The 16,257-nt window shown below is 66.8% G+C and carries 17 protein-coding genes and 1 pseudogene; 10 read left to right on the forward strand and 8 right to left on the reverse strand.

Going from position 1 to position 16,257, the window contains the following annotated elements; genetic code table 11:
• Together AR540_RS19515 and AR540_RS19520 are read left to right on the forward strand one after the other, a co-directional pair.
• A pseudogene (locus AR540_RS19515) lies at positions 1–182 on the forward strand (multidrug transporter); the annotation flags it as partial.
• Between the two features lie 118 nt (positions 183–300).
• Positions 301–888 carry a YajG family lipoprotein gene (locus tag AR540_RS19520; RefSeq protein ID WP_059231174.1) on the forward strand — a complete coding sequence of 196 codons (588 nt, stop codon included), beginning with the start codon at positions 301–303 and terminating at the stop codon, positions 886–888.
• A gap of 59 nt (positions 889–947) precedes the next feature.
• Here the strand turns inward: AR540_RS19520 and AR540_RS19525 are convergent, their stop codons facing one another.
• Positions 948–2,108: a 1-acyl-sn-glycerol-3-phosphate acyltransferase gene (locus AR540_RS19525; protein ID WP_059231176.1), complete on the reverse strand. Its 1,161-nt coding sequence runs from the start codon at positions 2,106–2,108 to the stop codon at positions 948–950.
• A 107-nt stretch (positions 2,109–2,215) separates the two neighbouring features.
• Between AR540_RS19525 and AR540_RS19530 the strand changes: the two genes are divergently transcribed.
• The 4 genes from AR540_RS19530 to AR540_RS19545 all read left to right on the forward strand — a co-directional run bounded on the left by AR540_RS19530 (position 2,216) and on the right by AR540_RS19545 (position 4,361).
• Complete coding sequence (locus tag AR540_RS19530) at positions 2,216–2,398, forward strand: CPXCG motif-containing cysteine-rich protein (RefSeq protein WP_059231178.1); 183 nt, start codon at positions 2,216–2,218, stop codon at positions 2,396–2,398.
• Positions 2,398–2,658 carry a putative signal transducing protein gene (locus AR540_RS19535; RefSeq protein ID WP_059231180.1) on the forward strand — a complete coding sequence of 87 codons (261 nt, stop codon included), beginning with the start codon at positions 2,398–2,400 and terminating at the stop codon, positions 2,656–2,658. Before AR540_RS19530 ends, AR540_RS19535 begins: the two co-directional genes overlap by 1 nt.
• 185 nt (positions 2,659–2,843) lie before the next feature.
• Complete coding sequence (locus AR540_RS19540; protein ID WP_059231182.1) at positions 2,844–3,461, forward strand: SOS response-associated peptidase; 618 nt, start codon at positions 2,844–2,846, stop codon at positions 3,459–3,461.
• Between the two features lie 78 nt (positions 3,462–3,539).
• The gene (locus tag AR540_RS19545; protein ID WP_059231184.1) at positions 3,540–4,361 is read left to right on the forward strand and encodes a M48 family metallopeptidase; all 822 of its coding nucleotides are present in this window, start codon (positions 3,540–3,542) and stop codon (positions 4,359–4,361) included.
• A 66-nt stretch (positions 4,362–4,427) separates the two neighbouring features.
• On the opposite strand, the gene ureC is transcribed toward AR540_RS19545, so the two are convergent.
• The 6 genes from ureC to qhpR form a co-directional block, all read right to left on the reverse strand.
• The gene (ureC, locus tag AR540_RS19550; RefSeq protein WP_059231186.1) at positions 4,428–6,128 is read right to left on the reverse strand and encodes an urease subunit alpha; all 1,701 of its coding nucleotides are present in this window, start codon (positions 6,126–6,128) and stop codon (positions 4,428–4,430) included.
• Between the two features lie 246 nt (positions 6,129–6,374).
• Entirely contained in the window at positions 6,375–6,680 is a 306-nt protein-coding gene (locus tag AR540_RS19555; protein WP_059231188.1) for an urease subunit beta, read from the reverse strand.
• A complete protein-coding gene (locus tag AR540_RS19560) occupies positions 6,677–7,186 on the reverse strand; it encodes a GNAT family N-acetyltransferase (RefSeq protein ID WP_059231190.1) in 510 nt (169 codons plus the stop codon). Before AR540_RS19560 ends, AR540_RS19555 begins: the two co-directional genes overlap by 4 nt.
• Before the next feature lie 10 nt (positions 7,187–7,196).
• A complete protein-coding gene (gene ureA, locus AR540_RS19565; protein ID WP_007162996.1) occupies positions 7,197–7,499 on the reverse strand; it encodes an urease subunit gamma in 303 nt (100 codons plus the stop codon).
• A gap of 79 nt (positions 7,500–7,578) precedes the next feature.
• A complete protein-coding gene (locus tag AR540_RS19570; protein WP_059231192.1) occupies positions 7,579–8,418 on the reverse strand; it encodes an urease accessory protein UreD in 840 nt (279 codons plus the stop codon).
• 1,092 nt (positions 8,419–9,510) lie between these two features.
• Positions 9,511–10,554, reverse strand: coding sequence for an AraC-like transcriptional regulator QhpR (gene qhpR, locus AR540_RS19575; protein ID WP_059231194.1), 1,044 nt, complete (start codon positions 10,552–10,554; stop codon positions 9,511–9,513).
• A gap of 339 nt (positions 10,555–10,893) precedes the next feature.
• On the opposite strand from qhpR, the gene eat reads away from it, so the two are divergent.
• The 3 genes from eat (at position 10,894) to eutC (ending at position 14,776) form a co-directional block, all read left to right on the forward strand.
• Positions 10,894–12,258, forward strand: coding sequence for an ethanolamine permease (eat, locus tag AR540_RS19580; protein WP_059231196.1), 1,365 nt, complete (start codon positions 10,894–10,896; stop codon positions 12,256–12,258).
• Positions 12,259–12,424: 166 nt separating this feature from the next.
• Positions 12,425–13,816: an ethanolamine ammonia-lyase subunit EutB gene (locus tag AR540_RS19585; RefSeq protein ID WP_059231198.1), complete on the forward strand. Its 1,392-nt coding sequence runs from the start codon at positions 12,425–12,427 to the stop codon at positions 13,814–13,816.
• A gap of 144 nt (positions 13,817–13,960) precedes the next feature.
• Positions 13,961–14,776, forward strand: a complete 816-nt coding sequence (gene eutC, locus AR540_RS19590; protein WP_059231200.1) for an ethanolamine ammonia-lyase subunit EutC — start codon at positions 13,961–13,963, stop codon at positions 14,774–14,776.
• Between the two features lie 13 nt (positions 14,777–14,789).
• Here eutC and AR540_RS19595 read toward each other — a convergent pair whose 3' ends face one another.
• Positions 14,790–15,224, reverse strand: coding sequence for a GNAT family N-acetyltransferase (locus tag AR540_RS19595; protein ID WP_059231204.1), 435 nt, complete (start codon positions 15,222–15,224; stop codon positions 14,790–14,792).
• Between the two features lie 127 nt (positions 15,225–15,351).
• Here AR540_RS19595 and AR540_RS19600 point away from each other — a divergent pair, with 127 nt between their 5' ends.
• Complete coding sequence (locus AR540_RS19600; protein ID WP_059231206.1) at positions 15,352–16,257, forward strand: alpha/beta fold hydrolase; 906 nt, start codon at positions 15,352–15,354, stop codon at positions 16,255–16,257.

Below are 16,257 nucleotides of genomic sequence, written 5' to 3' on the forward strand. Positions count from 1 at the left end.
GCCAGGGCATCGACAACTACCTCACGGTGCTCGACGCCCAGCGCTCGCTGTACAGCGCCCAGCAGCAGCTGATCACCGACCGCCTCAACCAGCTCAACAGCGAGGTCACCCTGTACAAGGCCCTCGGTGGTGGCTGGCTGGAGCGCAGCCAGACGCGGCCGCCCTTGGCGGCGCGGCCGTAAGTCCTGGTTTGAAGAACGCCGGCCTCGTGCCGGCGTTTCTTTGTCCACAGCCCTGTCTATCGACGCCGCCGGGGCGCTGGGTATACTGCCCGCTGTCCCTTTCTTCCGGAGTCTCTGCATGCGCTATCGCCTGTTGCTCGGCCTGCTCGCCGTTACTGGTCTGACCCTGGTCGGTTGTGCCAGCAGCCCCCAGCAATTGAGTCCGCAACCCCAGATCACCGCGCCCATCGCCCCGGTCGGCCAGGGCCAGCCGGTCTCCGTCCGGGTGGTCGACGGGCGCTCCTCCTTCACCCTGGGTACCCGTGGCGGTCTCTATCCCGACACCAGCGTGGTGGTGGTACAGAGCCAGGACGTGATTCCCAAGCTGCAGGCCGAGGCCGAGAAGGCGATCCGCCAGATGGGCTTCACCCCGTCGCCCAATGCCGGTCCTGGCGCGCCCCAGCTGACCCTGACCCTGGCCGAGCTGAACTACCAGTCGCCCAAGGAGCTTTACGTCACCGCCTCCGACGTCGCCGCTACCTTCCAGGTCGACGTGCGCAACAGCCAGCGCGGCTACAAGGGCCGCTACGGCGCCAGCCTGAACCAGCGTTTCGGCATGGCGCCCAATGCCGAGGCCAACACCAAGCTGGTCAGCGATGTGCTGAGCGATGCCTTGACCCGGGTGTTCAAGGACCCGACCGTGGTCCAGGTGCTCAGCGGTCACTGAGGCCTGTCACCCATGAAAAAGCCCGGCATTGGCCGGGCTTTTTCATGGGCGGATGACCGTTATTCCAGGCCGGCCTGGACGCGGTATTTGTTCAGCACCGGCTGGGCGTACTGGCGCACCAGCTGCGCGCGGTACTCCGCCGGGCATTCGGCCAGACGGCGCTCCCATTCGGCGCGGGCGGCTTCGATTTCCTCGGCGGGAAACAGGGCGTCCACCGCGGGCACGGCGAGCGTCGGATCCTGGCCGTCCCAGGCGGCATAGGCCAGGTAGCTGGCCGGGAACAGCCGGTAGTTGCCGAGGATCTGCCGATCCATCTCCTGGGCCAGGGCCTTGGCGTCCTCGAAGTCGCCGCTGACCGGCTCGCCGAAGGCCACGTGCACCCGGCCCTTGTAGCCGGTGATGCCCAGGGCGATGCTGACGTCGTCCTCGCCGGGCGCCTTGGTGTAGCTGCCGCTGGTAGCACGGATGTGCAGTTCGCGGGCCTTGGCCTGGTCGCAGGGATCGAATTCGTAGCTGATGGACACCGGCACGATGTTCAGCGCCTTGACCAGCTCGGCGAAGGGCTCGTCCTTGCAGCTCATGTGGAACATCTTGAGGATGGCCGAGTCGGTACGGTCGTCACCATCCTTGGCCCGGCCTTCGGCCTGGGCGATCCAGATGGACTGGCCGTCCTGGCGGATCGAATGATTGATGTAGGCGGACAGATTCTGGTACGCCGCCAGCTTCTCGCGCCGTCCACTGATGGAGCGGTGTACGATGAAGCTCTTGTTCAGCCGCATCAGGTCGCTGACGAAGGGCTTCTGCAGCAGGTTGTCGCCGATGGCGATGCGCGGCGTCGGCAGACCGGCGTGGTAGACGGCGTAGTTGACGAAGGCCGGGTCCATCACGATGTCACGATGGTTGGCCAGGAACAGATAGGCGCGACCGCTGCGCAACTGGTCGATGCCGGAATAGGTCACGCCGTCCGAGGCCTTCTCGATGGCGCGGTCCACATAGGGTTCGAGCTTGTCCTGCAGCGCGGCGACGCTTCGGATGTCGCCCAGCTCCTGGCGCAGGCGGGTGCGCAGCAGCGGGCGCACCACCCAGCCGAGTCCCTTGGACAGGCGCGGGAAGCGATAACCGGCCAGGATGGAGATGAAGTGGTCGTCGTCGATCAGGCGGGCCAGAACCCCGGGGACTTCCGCGTCGTTATAGGGTCGAATGGCTTCGAACTCGCCCATGGTGTTCTCTTGTAGAAATTCCGGCGGCCATAGTAGAGCGCGTGACGCCAGATGCAAGCGCCAGGGGCCGGATGGGCGCCAGTGGCGGCGAAGGGAGAGCGGAAAAGATGCTGGAAAGCCAGGAATACGATTGCCCCTACTGCGGCGAGCCGGGCGAGGTGGTGCTGGACCTCAGCGGTGGCGACCAGGACTACTTCGAGGACTGCGCCGTCTGCTGTCGACCGATCCGCTTCGGCCTGCATACCGATGGCGAAGCGTGGAATCTCGAGGTTCGGCGGGAGGATGACTGATGCGGCGCATCTACGAGCCGGCTTCGCTGCACGAGGCCGAGTTGCTGCTGGCGGTGCTGGCCAGCGAAGGCATCGACGGCTTTCTCGCCGGTCGCCACCTGCTGGGCGCCATCGGCGACCTGCCCGCGGTGGGCTTGCTCGGCCTGCTGGTCGAGGATGAACAGGCCTCGCGCGCGCAGGCGCTTATCGCCGCGTACAATGCCGCTACGCCCCTGCCGGGAGAGGATCCCTCCCCCGAGCAGGGCATCCTCGTCTGCTAGTTTCTATACGAAAAGTGCCTACGCATCGGTGATGCTTCGTTGAAAAACGCCTGGAACGCCAGCCCGGTCGTAATGCTCATTTACCACTTGTAAACTCGTTCGCGAGCCCGATCCGCTTCCTCAGCATTTTTCGCCTCGCCTGACCTTCGCTCGGCGACTTTTCGTAAAGAACCTAAAAGGTTTTCATGTCCGGACGCTACGCCCTGTTCCGTTGGCCCGCCGAATTCGCCGCCCTGCCGGGGTTTCCAGAACGGCATCCGCCGCGCTGGAACATCTCGCCCCACCAGCAGGTGCTGCTGCAGCGCCGCATGGAGGAGGGCCAGCGGGTCGACAGCGGTCGCTGGGGACTGACGCCGCCCTGGCTCACCGACTTTTCCCGCACGCCTACCCATGCCCGCGCCGAAAGCCTGATGACCCAGCCGATGTTCCGCGAGGCCTTTCGCCTGCGCCGCTGCCTGCTGCCGGCCAACGGCTTCTACGAGTGGCGGGGTAATCACCGCAAACGGCCCTACTGGATGCTCAACGGCGAACCCCTGGCCTGGTTCGCCGCGCTCTGGGAAGCCTATCCGGCCGGTGACCAGATCTGGCTATCGACGGCCATGGTCACCCAGGCGGCCGGACCGTTGCGTCGGCCGATCCTGCTGGACGAGGCGGGGCGCGCGCGCTGGCTCGATCCGGAGAGTCCGCCCGAGGCCCTGCAGGCGTTGCTGGCGGCGGGTGGCATGCCGTTGCGCGAGCGGGTGCTGGCCGACATCGTCAACCGACCCGAGGTGGACGGGCCGGAATGCCTGACGCCGCTGTAACAAGGGTTGCCGCTTTCCTCGTTGCCCCCTCGCCAGGCTGCACCTACCATGTATCCGCCTCGATACCTGGAGATTCCCATGCGCCGTATCCTTCCCCTCGCGGGCCTGTCCTTGAGCCTGCTGCTGGTCGCCTGCCAGTCCGTCAACACCACCTCGGGTGGCACGGTGGGGGTGCAGCGCAAGCAGTACATGTTCAGCATGCTATCCGAGCAGCAGGTCAATCAGATGTACGCCCAGTCCTATGCCAAGACGGTCAATGAGGCCAAGCTGGCGGGCAAGCTGGCCAACGACACGGCCGATGGCAAGCGCGTCGCTGCCATCGCCAAGCGACTCATCCCGCAGACCGCCGCCTTCCGTCCGGACGCGGTGAACTGGGACTGGCAGGTCAACCTGGTGCAGAGCGACGAACTCAACGCCAACTGCGGTCCGGGCGGCAAGATCTTCGTCTACAGCGGCCTCATCGACCAGCTCAAGCTGACCGACGACGAACTGGCGGCGGTGATGGGCCACGAGATCGCTCACGCCCTGCGCGAGCACAGCCGCGAGCAGATGTCGCGCGCCTATGCCATCCAGATGGGCGAGAACCTCGGCGGCGCCCTGCTGGGTGTCGGCCAGGGCGGCATGCAGTTGGCCGACCAGGTATCCCAGGTGGCCCTGACCCTGCCGTTCAGCCGTGGCAACGAGAACGAGGCCGACCTCATCGGCCTGGAACTGGCCGCCCGCGCCGGCTACAACCCCAATGCGGCCCTCACCCTCTGGCAGAAGATGGCCCAGGCCAGCCAGGGCAACCAGCCGGCGGAATTCCTCAGCACCCACCCCTCCGACGCCAGCCGCACCAAGGCGCTGCAGGCAGCGATTCCCAAGGTGATGCCGCTCTACGAGGCGGCGAAGAAGGGCTGATCGCCGGTTAGGTTTCGACCGCCGCCCGCCCTTCTCCCAGGGAGAGGGCGGGTTCGGTGCCTATCCCTAGAACAGGAAGTAGCGCTGCGCCATCGGCAGCACCTCGGCCGGTTCGCACCAGAGCAGTTGGCCGTCGGCCTTGACCTGGTAGTTCTGCGGATCGACCTCGATGGTCGGCAGGTAGTCGTTGTGGATGAGGTCGCTCTTCTGCGCGGTGCGACAGCCCTTGACCACGCCGATGCGCTTCTTCAGCCCCAGTTGCTCGGGCACCCCCGCCTCGAAGGCGGCCTGGCTGATGAAGGTCAGGCTGGTGTCGTGGAGCATGCCGGCGTAGCTGCCGAACATCGGGCGGTAGTGCACGGGTTGCGGGGTGGGGATGGAGGCGTTGGCGTCGCCCATCAGGCTCGCGGCGATGGCGCCGCCCTTGAGGATCAGCGTCGGCTTCACACCGAAGAACGCCGGGCGCCAGAGCACCAGATCGGCGAACTTGCCCACCTCGATGGAGCCCACCTCATGGCTGATGCCATGGGTGATGGCCGGGTTGATGGTGTACTTGGCGATGTAGCGCTTGACCCGGAAGTTGTCGTTGCCGGCGCCGTCCTCGGGCAGCGGACCGCGCTGCTTCTTCATCTTGTCGGCGGTCTGCCAGGTGCGGGTGATGACCTCGCCGACGCGGCCCATGGCCTGGCTGTCGGAGCTGATCATGGCGAAGGCGCCGAGGTCGTGGAGAATGTCCTCGGCGGCGATGGTCTCGCGGCGGATGCGGCTCTCGGCGAAGGCCACGTCCTCGGCGATGCTCGGGTCCAGGTGGTGGCAGACCATGAGCATGTCCAGGTGCTCGTCGATGGTGTTCTTGGTGAAGGGCCGCGTTGGGTTGGTGGAGCTGGGCAGCACGTTGGGGAAGCCGCAAGCCTTGATGATGTCCGGCGCGTGGCCGCCACCGGCACCCTCGGTGTGGTAGGTGTGGATGGTGCGGCCCTTGAAGGCACCCAGGGTGGTCTCGACGAAGCCGGATTCGTTGAGGGTGTCGGTGTGGATGGCCACCTGGATGTCGAAGCGATCGGCCACCGCCAGGCAGTTGTCGATGGCGGCGGGGGTGGTGCCCCAGTCTTCGTGCAACTTCAGGCCGATGGCGCCGGCGCGCACCTGCTCCTCCAGCGGCCCGGGCAGGCTGGCGTTGCCCTTGCCGGTGAAGCCGATGTTCATCGGGAAGGCATCGGCCGCCTTGAGCATCTGCGCCATGTGCCAGGGACCGGGGGTCACGGTGGTGGCATAGGTACCGGTGGCCGGTCCGGTACCGCCTCCGATCATGGTGGTGGTGCCGCTCATGAGCGCCTCTTCGATCTGCTGCGGGCAGATGAAGTGGATGTGAGAGTCGATGCCGCCCGCGGTGAGGATCATGCCCTCGCCGGCGATGACCTCGGTGGCGGCGCCGATGGGCACGCTGACGCCCGGCTGGATGTCCGGGTTACCGGCCTTGCCGATGGCGTGGATGCGCCCGTGCTTGAGGCCGACGTCGGCCTTGACGATGCCCCAGTGATCGACGATCAGGGCATTGGTGATGACGGTATCCACCACTTCGGCTGCCAGCAGCTGGCTCTGGCCCATGCCGTCGCGAATGACCTTGCCGCCACCGAATTTCACCTCTTCGCCGTAGACGGTGTGGTCCTCTTCGACCTCGATCCAGAGGTCGGTATCGGCCAGGCGCACCCGGTCGCCGGTGGTGGGGCCGAACATGTCGGCATAGGCTTGGCGGGAGATTTTCATAGGCGTTGATCCCGAATAAAGGTGGTCCGGTTTGCCCTCACCCCGACCCTTTCCCGGAGGGAGAGGGGGCAGAGCGGGGGCTCCGGCTTGGCTTTTCGCTCCGGTCATTTCTCCAGGAGAAAGGGGCGGGAGCGAAAGGCACGGTGTCTGTTTTAACCCCCTCTCCCCCTTGGGGAGAGGGTTGGGGTGAGGGAGCACTCAAGGTGGAAAAGCCTGCGGCGTTTTCCACCCTACGCAGCCGCCTTGCTACAGCTTGCCCATCACCCGTCCGGCGAAGCCGTAGACGGTGCGCAGGCCGGCCAACTCGACCAGTTCCACCTCGCGCCTCTGGCCTGGTTCGAAGCGTACGGCGGTGCCGGCGGCGATGTTCAGGCGCATGCCACGCGCCAGGGCGCGGTCGAAGACCAGGGCGTCGTTGGTCTCGTGGAAGTGATAGTGCGAGCCCACCTGGATCGGCCGATCGCCGCTGTTGGCGACGGTGAGGCTCAAGGTGCGACGGCCGGCATTGAGTTCGATGTCGCCGTCCTGGATCTGGTATTCGCCGGGGATCATGGGCGCTGCTCCAGCATGAGTTGCATGAAGGTGAGGTCCAGCCAGCGACCGAACTTGGTGCCGACCTGGGGCATCTGCCCGGTGGTGAGGAAACCCAGGCGTTCGTGCAGGCGGATGGAGGCCAGGTTGCCGCTCTCGATGGCGGCCACCATCACGTGCTTGTCGCAGGCGCGGGCGCGTTCGATGAGCACCGTCATCAGTCGCGGGCCGATGCCCTGGCCACGCTGGTCGTCGCGCACATAGACCGAGTGCTCGACGGTATGGCGAAAGCCATCGAAGGGCCGCCAGTCGCCGAAGGAGGAGTAGCCCACTACCTCGCCGCTGGCGTTCTCGGCCACCAGGATGGGGTAGCCCTGGGTGGCGCGCAGGTCGAACCAGGCCTGGCGGTTGGCCAGGTCGACGAGGTTGTCGTTCCAGATCGCCGTGGTGTTGGCCACGGCATCGTTGTAGATGGCCAGGACCGCCGGCAGGTCGGCGGGCGTGGCGTCGCGGACGATCAGGCTCATGCTGGCCTCCCTAGGCGATGGGCTGGTGGACGGTGACCAGCTTGGTGCCGTCCGGGAAGGTGGCCTCCACCTGGATCTCCGGGATCATCTCCGGGACACCCTCCATCACCTGGTCGCGGGTCAGCAGGGTGGTGCCGTAGTGCATCAGCTCGGCCACGGTGCGGCCGTCACGGGCGCCTTCGAGCAGGGCGGCGGAGATCAGCGCCATGGCTTCCGGGTAGTTGAGCTTCACACCGCGCGCCAGGCGGCGTTCGGCCACCAGGCCGGCGGTGAAGATGAGCAGTTTGTCTTTCTCGCGGGGCGTCAGGTCCATGGGTGTTCCGGTTGGCAGGTTCGGTCAAGGAAGGTCGATCATCGCGGCCGTGGGCCGCTCCTACAAGGGCAGCATGGCCTCAGGTGCTCCAGATCCGCGGTGGCACGGCGGCGCGGCCGAGCAAGGCCGGGCGCAGCAGGCGCCAGACCTCGATCAGCCAGGCGCGGGCCTGCAGGGTTTCGGCGGCCAGGCAGCGGGCGACCACCAGGCCGGGCAGCTGGGTCAGGTCGCCACGCACCGGCAGGCCGAGTTCGCGGCAACGCTTCAGGGTATCGGCGTCCAGGGTGCCGGTGATCAGCAGGGTGGCGAACACCGGTTGACCGGCCAGGCCGATGGGCGAGTCCAGCAGGCGATCCGCGCCCACCAGGCGCTGGCGCTCGTGCCACAGCGGGGTGCCGTCGCGGCGGATGTCCAGGTGCGCTTGGAACAGGCCCTCGGTGAAGCGCTCGGCACTGGCGGGGCGGCCCAGGGCGACGATGTCCCAGTAGCAGAGGCGGGCATCGCCTGCCAGGTCGATGCGGGTGGCCAGATGGGCCTGGGCGCCGGCGAAGACGATGGTCTCCTGGGGCAGCCACTCCAGGGTGGCGCCGGCGGCGACGCGCAGCTCGATCCGTTGGTGCGCCGTGCTATCGGCGCGATACCACTTGGCTGCGCCGGGGCTGGTGAGCTGTGCCCAAGCGTTTTCGCCGACGCTGACGTCGATATCCAGCCGATCGCCTCCGGCGATGCCGCCTGGGGGATGCACGATGATGTGCTGGCAGACCTCGGGGCCTTCGGCGTGGAGATGTTTCTGCACCCGCAAGGGGCCAAGATGGCGGCGGGTGGTGGGTCGGGTCCAGTCGCCCTGGCGGGCATAGGCCAGCTCCAGGCGCGCCAGCCAGGCCGGGGTGAAGAGGGCGGGGGGCAGGGCGGAGGTCATCGTTGGATGGGTTCGTTGTTCTGGTTGGGGCGGTTCGGGTGAGTGCCTTGCAAGAATCTGACCGAGTGGATGGGATTGGGTGGGTGTTGGTGTTTGGATTGTTGTTGGGTGCCCTGGCTGATTATCAGTTGTTCGGCGGGTTTTCGTTTCGCTCACCTGGGCGATTTGCTTTTGACCGTTCGGTAGGTTGGTGTTGAGCGCAGCGAAGTCCAACAAGTCGCAGTCGATATTAGGTGCCTTAGCTGATTATCGAGTGCTTTGATGGTTTTTGTTTCGCCCACCCGGGCGACTCCCTTTTTTCAGTCGCGGCTGCGCGCCCCGGAAAAAAGTAAGCAAAAACGCTTGCCCCGGTCATCCGGCCCTCCGCTGCGCTGCGGGTGACTCGCGTTGCTCGCCCTTCGGGCCAGCCTGCGGCTGTTACTCCGCTACGCTACGTTTCGCTCACGCCAGCGCCGTTCCGGGGTCGGTCCAGACGGGCCGTCCATGGCCCGCTGGACCTCTCGCCGCCTCCATGCGGCTCGACCCCTGCACGGCGCTGGCGTGAGCCCTCCTGAACGGGGCGACTCGCTAGCCTGGAAGTTTCGGTTGAAGAGCCGTAACCGTCCGTAGCGTGGACAACGGCGAAGCCTTGTCCACTGATTGCTTAGGTGCCCAGCAGTGGAAAACGCTGCGCGGTTTTCCACGCTACAAATCAATATGAACCGTCCATGTAGATACCGAAGCATCAGACTTGCGCCCCGTCCCCGTCAGTGAGGCCGAGTGTAGGTGTCGCGGAGGGGGATGTGAGGCAGGACGCCGAGCAAGGCGCGAGGGGCAGGAAGCCCCTTCGTGCCGTGCCCCTGGAGTGGCACCGGGGCGAGGGGACCCGGAGCGTAGCGTAGGGCCGAAACGTGGGGGACAGCGTTTTTGGTTACTTTTGCCGCGACTGGCAAAAGTGACTCGCCCGGGTGGGCGAAACAGAATCTCCCCCAAAAATTCGATAAGCAGCCAGAACACCGATAAGCCAGACCTGAAGCACTGTAATGCTGGACTTCGCTGCACTCAGCGCCAACCTACGTCAGCCGGCGTGCGGTGCCCGCCTCCAAGCCGGTTTTACGAAATCCTCCGCCACTGCCGCGGACTTACCTGAAACCACCGCCGAAACGCCCGCGAAAAGGCGCTCGTCTCCGAATACCCCAACAACGGTGCCAGGTCGGTGACCGGCAGCCGCTGCCGCAGGTAATGCTGCGCCAGATCGCGGCGGACCCCCTCGACCAGGGCCGAGAAGCTCGCGCCCTGGTCGCGCAGACGGCGTTGCAGCTGGCTGGCGGAGAGGTCCAGGCGCTGGGCGATGGACTCCAGGCTAGGTTCGCCCAGGGGCAAGGCCAGGCGTACCGAGGCGCGGACTTCTTCGAGCAGCGCCACCTGTGGCAGGCGCTGGCCGAGTTGGCGGATGGCGTCCTGCACCACCAGCAGGAGCAGCGGATCGTGGTCGGGCATGGCCCGGCCGCGCAGGTCGGCCTTGGGCACCAGCATGGCGTTGCAGGGGTGGCCGAAGCTGACCGGGGCATCGAACAGCCGCCGGTGTTCGTGCCAGCCCTCGGGGCGCGGATGTTCGAATTGCACCGCGCGCGGCGCCCAGGTCGGGCCGAGCACGTGGCGCAAGAGGTTTAGCAGCATGCCCAAGGTCAGTTCGGCGTCCTGGCGGCGGGCGACGATGGCGCCGTGGCGCACCTGGTAGTCGAAGCGCCAGCAGTCGCCGGCGTCCACCAGCTGGATCAGGGTGCTGTGCTGGTGGAAGGGAAAGGCGGCGGCGAAGTTCTGCAGCGCCGCCTCGGCGGTGGGCGAGCAGAGCCCTACATAGCCCAGCAGGCCGAGCATCTGCGGCTTGAATTGCTGGCCGTAGTGCAGCCCGAAATTGTCGCAGCCGGACTGGGCGGCGGCCTCTTCCAGCACTCGGCAGTAGTTGCCCAGCCCCAGGCTCAGGGTGGGGTGCTGCAACTGCTCGGGATCGATGCCGGCGGTGCCGAAGATACGGTCCACGTCGCCGCCGTGGCTGGCAATGACGGCATCCAGCCCGCTGGCGGCGGCAGAGAGCACGCCGAGGTTGCGCGACGGTGAGGTCAGGGCGGCGAAGCTGGAGGCAGCCAGGGGCATGGGTGAGGTCCGTGGAGAGATTAGGCACGGATGAAGCAAAGGCTGTGCCCCTGGGCGAGGAATGTCCGCCGGGGACCGTCAAGACGCTGAGGATTTCACGGTATTACGGCTCTCGCTCTGCCTCATCGTGGGGCGGCCTCCATTGATGCGCACCCTGGTGGTGCGGTCTCGGGTAGCACCCTGGGAAGAGGGGTAACGCCGACTTGACCTGAGGCCGCAGTGGCCGTGCCGACGGGGCAAGTCGGCGCGGCTCCAGGCTCGCTAAGCTCGAAAAAGCCGGGCATCGCGGGATCGCGGTGACCCATTCGGATCACGTCGCTACAAGGGGAGTGGCCTGTCATGACCAACGAGAAATTGAAGCCGACCCTCGGCACCTTGCACCTCTGGGGCATCGCCGTGGGTCTGGTGATCTCCGGGGAATACTTCGGCTGGAGCTACGGTTGGGGCGTCGCCGGGACGCTGGGCTTCCTGGTCACCGCGCTGGTGGTGGCGGTGATGTATACCTGTTTCATCTTCAGCTTCACCGAGCTGACCACCGCCATTCCCCATGCCGGCGGGCCCTTCGCCTACAGCCGGCGGGCCTTCGGTCCGGTTGGCGGTACCATCGCCGGGATCGCGACGCTGATCGAATTCGTCTTCGCCCCGCCGGCCATCGCCATGGCCATCGGTGCCTATCTCAACGTGCAGTTTCCGACGCTCGATCCCAAGCTCTGCGCGGTGGCCGCCTATTTCATCTTCATGACGCTGAACATCCTCGGGGTGAGCATCGCCGCCACCTTCGAGTTGGTGGTCACGGTGCTGGCGGTGATCGAGCTGCTGATCTTCATGGGTGTGGTCGCGCCGGGCTTCAGCCTGACCAACTTCACCGCTGGCGGCTGGGCCGGGCAGGACCAGTTCTCCCTGGCCGCGGTGGGTGGCATGTTCGCCGCCATCCCCTTCGCCATCTGGTTCTTCCTCGCCATCGAGGGCGCGGCCATGGCCGCCGAGGAAGCCAAGGACCCCAAGCGCACCATTCCCAAGGCCTACATCGCCGGCATCCTCACCCTGGTGACCCTGGCCATCGGCGTGATGATCTTCGCGGGTGGCGTGGGCGACTGGCGTGCCCTGTCCAACATCAACGATCCGCTGCCCCAGGCCATGAAGGGCGTGGTGGGCGATAACTCGCTGTGGCTGCACCTGCTGGTGGGCATCGGCCTGTTCGGCCTGGTGGCCAGTTTCCACGGCATCATCCTCGGTTATTCGCGGCAGTTCTTCGCCCTGGCCCGCGCCGGCTTCCTACCCCACGGCCTGGCCAAGCTGTCGCGCTTCCAGACGCCTCATCGCGCGGTGCTGGCCGGTGGCGTGGTGGGCATCGCCGCCATCTTCAGCGACGGGGTGATCAGCCTGCAGGGCATGACCCTGACCGCCGCCATGATCACCATGAGCGTGTTCGGCGCCATCGTCATGTACATCATGAGCATGCTCAGCCTGTTCAAGCTACGCCGCAGCGAGCCCAACCTGGAGCGGACCTTCCGCGCCCCCGGCTATCCAGTGGTGCCGGCCATCGCCCTGGTGCTGGCTGTGGTCTGCCTCATCGCCATGGTCTGGTACAACAGCGTGATCGCCGTGGTGTTCCTGGGCCTGATGGTGATAGGCGCGCTGGTCTGCGGTCTCAGCCGTAGACAGGGCAACATTGCACCCGACGCTGCCTTCGGCGAGGCCTGAGAGCCTGTTCAAAGTCTGCTGCGCGTCGGCCAAACGGCGTTGAAAATGGTTTCGGAATGCTCATTTACCACTCGTAAACTCCGCTTCCTCAGCCATTTTCGCCTTGTTTGTCTCTAGCTCGCGAGCCTTTGAACAGGCTCTGCGCAGCGCAACCCGAGGAGGTAGCATGAGCGGTTTCCAGCACAGCGTGGGCGGCCAGACCTGGCGTTTCGCCGATCTCAAGGAACTGCTGGCCAAGGCCACCCCGGCGCGTTCCGGGGATGTCCTGGCCGGGGTCGCCGCCGGCAGTGACGTGGAGCGGGTGGCGGCGCAGATGGCCCTGGCCGAGGTGCCGCTCAAGCGCTTCCTCAACGAGGCGGTGATCCCCTACGAGGCCGACGAGGTCACCCGGCTGATCCTGGACAGCCACGACGCCCGGGCCTTCGCCCCGGTCGCCCACCTCACCATAGGCGGCTTCCGCGACTGGCTGCTGGGTCCGGCGGCGGACGAGACCAGTCTTGCCGCCCTGGCGCCGGGCTTGACCCCGGAGATGGTCGCCGCGGTGTCCAAGATCATGCGGATTCAGGATCTGATCCTGGTGGCGCAGAAGGTCCGGGTGGTGACCCGCTTTCGCAACACCATCGGCCTGCGCGGGCGGCTATCGACCCGCCTGCAGCCCAATCACCCCACCGACGATCCGGCCGGCATCGCCGCCAGCGTCCTCGACGGCTTGCTCTATGGCAACGGCGATGCGGTGATCGGCATCAATCCGGCCACCGACAGCACCAGCGGCATCTGCGAGCTGCTGAAGATGCTCGATGCGGTGATCCAGCGCTACGAGATCCCTACCCAGGCCTGCGTGCTGACCCATGTCACCACCAGCATCGCCGCCATCGAGCGCGGCGCGCCGGTGGACCTGGTGTTCCAGTCCATCGCCGGCACCCAGGGCGCCAACGAGAGCTTCGGCATCAGCCTGGCGTTGTTGCAGGAAGGCTACGAAGCGGGACTGTCGCAGCACCGCGGCACCCTGGGCGACAACCTCATGTATTTCGAGACCGGGCAGGGCAGCGCCCTCTCGGCCGGCGCCCACCATGGCGTCGACCAGCAGACCTGCGAGGTGCGCGCCTACGCCGTGGCCCGAAAGTTCAAGCCGCTGCTGGTGAACACCGTGGTCGGCTTCATCGGCCCGGAGTATCTCTACAACGGCAAGCAGATCATCCGCGCCGGGCTCGAAGATCACTTCTGCGGCAAGCTGCTCGGCGTGCCCATGGGCTGCGACATCTGCTACACCAACCATGCCGAGGCCGACCAGGACGACATGGACATGCTGCTGACCCTGCTGGGCGCAGCGGGCATCAATTTCATCATGGGCATCCCGGGGTCGGACGACGTGATGCTCAACTACCAGACCACCTCCTTCCACGATGCTCTCTACGCTCGCCAGGTACTGGGCCTGCAACCGGCGCCGGAATTCGCCACCTGGCTCGACCGTCTGGGCATCCTGCGCCTGGAGGATGGCCGCTTCCGTCTCGGCGAGGGCTTGCCGGCGCCGTTCCAGCGGGTGTTGGCGCAGTTGTAGGAAGGATCGCGGCCATGGGCCGCTCCTACCGATACGGAAGGAGCTTGTAGGAGCGGCCCATGGCCGCGATAAGGCCGCATCGGCGGACCGCCATGGCCGCGATAGCCCTTGCAGACAGACACCGAATCGCTCAGGAGCCTTTGCATGAATTCCAACGACACCGCCCGCCCCGACCCCTGGGCCGAATTGCGTCGCCTGACCCCCGCGCGGATCGCCTTGGGCCGTGCCGGCACCAGCCTGCCGACGGCGGCGCAGCTGGATTTCCAGGCCGCCCATGCCCAGGCCCGCGATGCCGTGCACCTGGCGTTCGACCACCAGGCATTACGCGAAGGCCTGGCCGCCCAGGGCCGCGAGACCCTGGTGCTCAAGAGCGCCGCGCCGGATCGCCATACCTATCTGCAACGCCCGGACCTGGGGCGGAAGCTGTCCGAAGAATCCGCCCGCGAACTCCAGACCTATGCCGCCGAGCATCCCGAGGGTTTCGACGTCGCCGTGGTCATCGCCGACGGCCTCTCCGCCCTGGCGGTGCATCGCCACGCGTTGCCCTTCCTCGAACGCCTGGCCGACCAGGCCCAGGCCGAGGGCTGGCGCTGGGCACCGGTGACCCTGGTGGAGCAGGGGCGGGTAGCGGTGGGTGACGAGATCGGCGGGCTGCTCAAGGCGCGCCTGCTGGTGATGCTGATCGGCGAGCGTCCTGGCCTGAGTTCGCCCGACAGCCTCGGGCTCTACTTCACCTACGGCCCACGCCCAGGGCTAAACGACGCCTATCGCAACTGCATCTCCAACGTGCGCCTGGAAGGCCTCGCCTATGGCCTGGCGGCGCACAAGCTGCTCTACCTGATGCGCGAGGCGGATCGCCGCAAGCTCTCCGGCGTGCAACTCAAGGACGAAGCCGAGGTGCCGCTGTTGGACGGCGGGCAGGAGAACGCGCGGATCGGCAATTTCCTCACCGACCAGTGAGCGAGCCTGACTCTCAGGCCGACCTGAGAGTCTTGCGCAAGAAGTACCGCGCGAAGCCCGGCGGATAGTCCGCCAGTTCGCCGAACACCTCGTAGCCCAAGCGCTCGTAGAAGCCGCGGGCCTGGAATTCATGGGTGTCGAGCCAGGCGCCGTGGCAGCCGCGGGCCAGGGCTTCGGCCTCGGCGCGCCGCAGCAACTCGCGGCCGGCGCCCTGGCCGCGAGCGGCTTCCTCCACCGCCAGCAACTGCACATAGAGCCAGCCATAGCTGGTGTAGCCCCAGAGTCCGCCGAGGGATTCGCCGCCACGGGTCAGGCTGATGACCAGGGCCCGGTAGCCGCTCGGGCCGGCCTGGCGGTCGTTGTAGCGTCTCAGCGGCGCGGCGATGGCTTGGCGCAGGTCTTCGCGTGCTTCGTCGGTCAGGTGGTAGTCCAGTGGCGCTGCGGGCATGGCGATGGTCTCTGGAAGAGGTCTGCCCGAGCATAGCGCAGCACCGCTGCGTGACCGCCGGGTTCTGCCGCTTTCGCCGCGCCGGCCTTGGGGTAGCATGGCCCTTTACCCATTTCGCGGGGGAGCCATGGACATACGTGAAGGTCGCGCCCGGGTCGGCACGCTGGAGCTGGCCTACGAGGATTGGGGCGATCCCGCCGATCCGGCGCTGCTGTTGATCATGGGCTTCGGTGCCCAGTTGCTGCTGTGGCCGGAGGGCTTCTGCGAGGCTCTGGTGCAGCGCGGCCTGCGGGTGATCCGCTTCGATAACCGCGACATCGGCCAGTCCTCGCGGCTGGGCTGGCCGGGTGGTCGGCCGCCTTTCTTGTGGCCGGTGCTCGGGCGGGCCCAGTTGGGCAAGACCAGTCCAGTGCCCTATCGCCTGGAGGCCATGGCCGCCGACGCCATCGGCCTGCTCGATCACCTGGGCATCGACCGCGCCTTCGTGCTGGGTGGCTCCATGGGCGGCATGATCGCCCAGATCCTCGCTGCCGACTGGCCGCAGCGGGTAAAGCGGCTGGGCATTCTGTTCTCTTCCACCAACCAGCCGCTGTTGCCACCGCCGTCGTTCAGGCTGCTCGGCAGCCTGCTGTTGCGGCCGCCGGCCGATCTGCCGCTGGATGCGGCGATCGCGCGGCAGAAGGCGCTGCTGCGTGGCATCGAAAGTCCCCGCTACCGGCAGAGCGACGCCGACCTCGAACGGCTGGTGCAGCGTGTCCTGGCACGCGGCGTGGACGTGGACGGGGTGCAGCGCCAGCTGTTCGCCCTGCTCGGCAGCGGTGACCTGCGCCCCTTCGCCCGCCGTATCCAGGCGCCGACCCTGGTGGTGCACGGCGCCTGCGATCCACTGTTGCGCCCGGCCTGTGGCCGCGCCGTGGCGCGAGCCATCCCCGGCGCGCGCTTCGAACTTATCCCGGCCATGGCCCACGACCTGCCGGCGCCGCTGTGGCCGCGACTGAGCCAGCTGTTCGTCGACTTCTTCCTGGCGCCCTGA

This window comes from Pseudomonas sp. EpS/L25, from assembly GCF_001512295.1.
Classification (GTDB): Bacteria; Pseudomonadota; Gammaproteobacteria; order Pseudomonadales; family Pseudomonadaceae; genus Chryseomonas.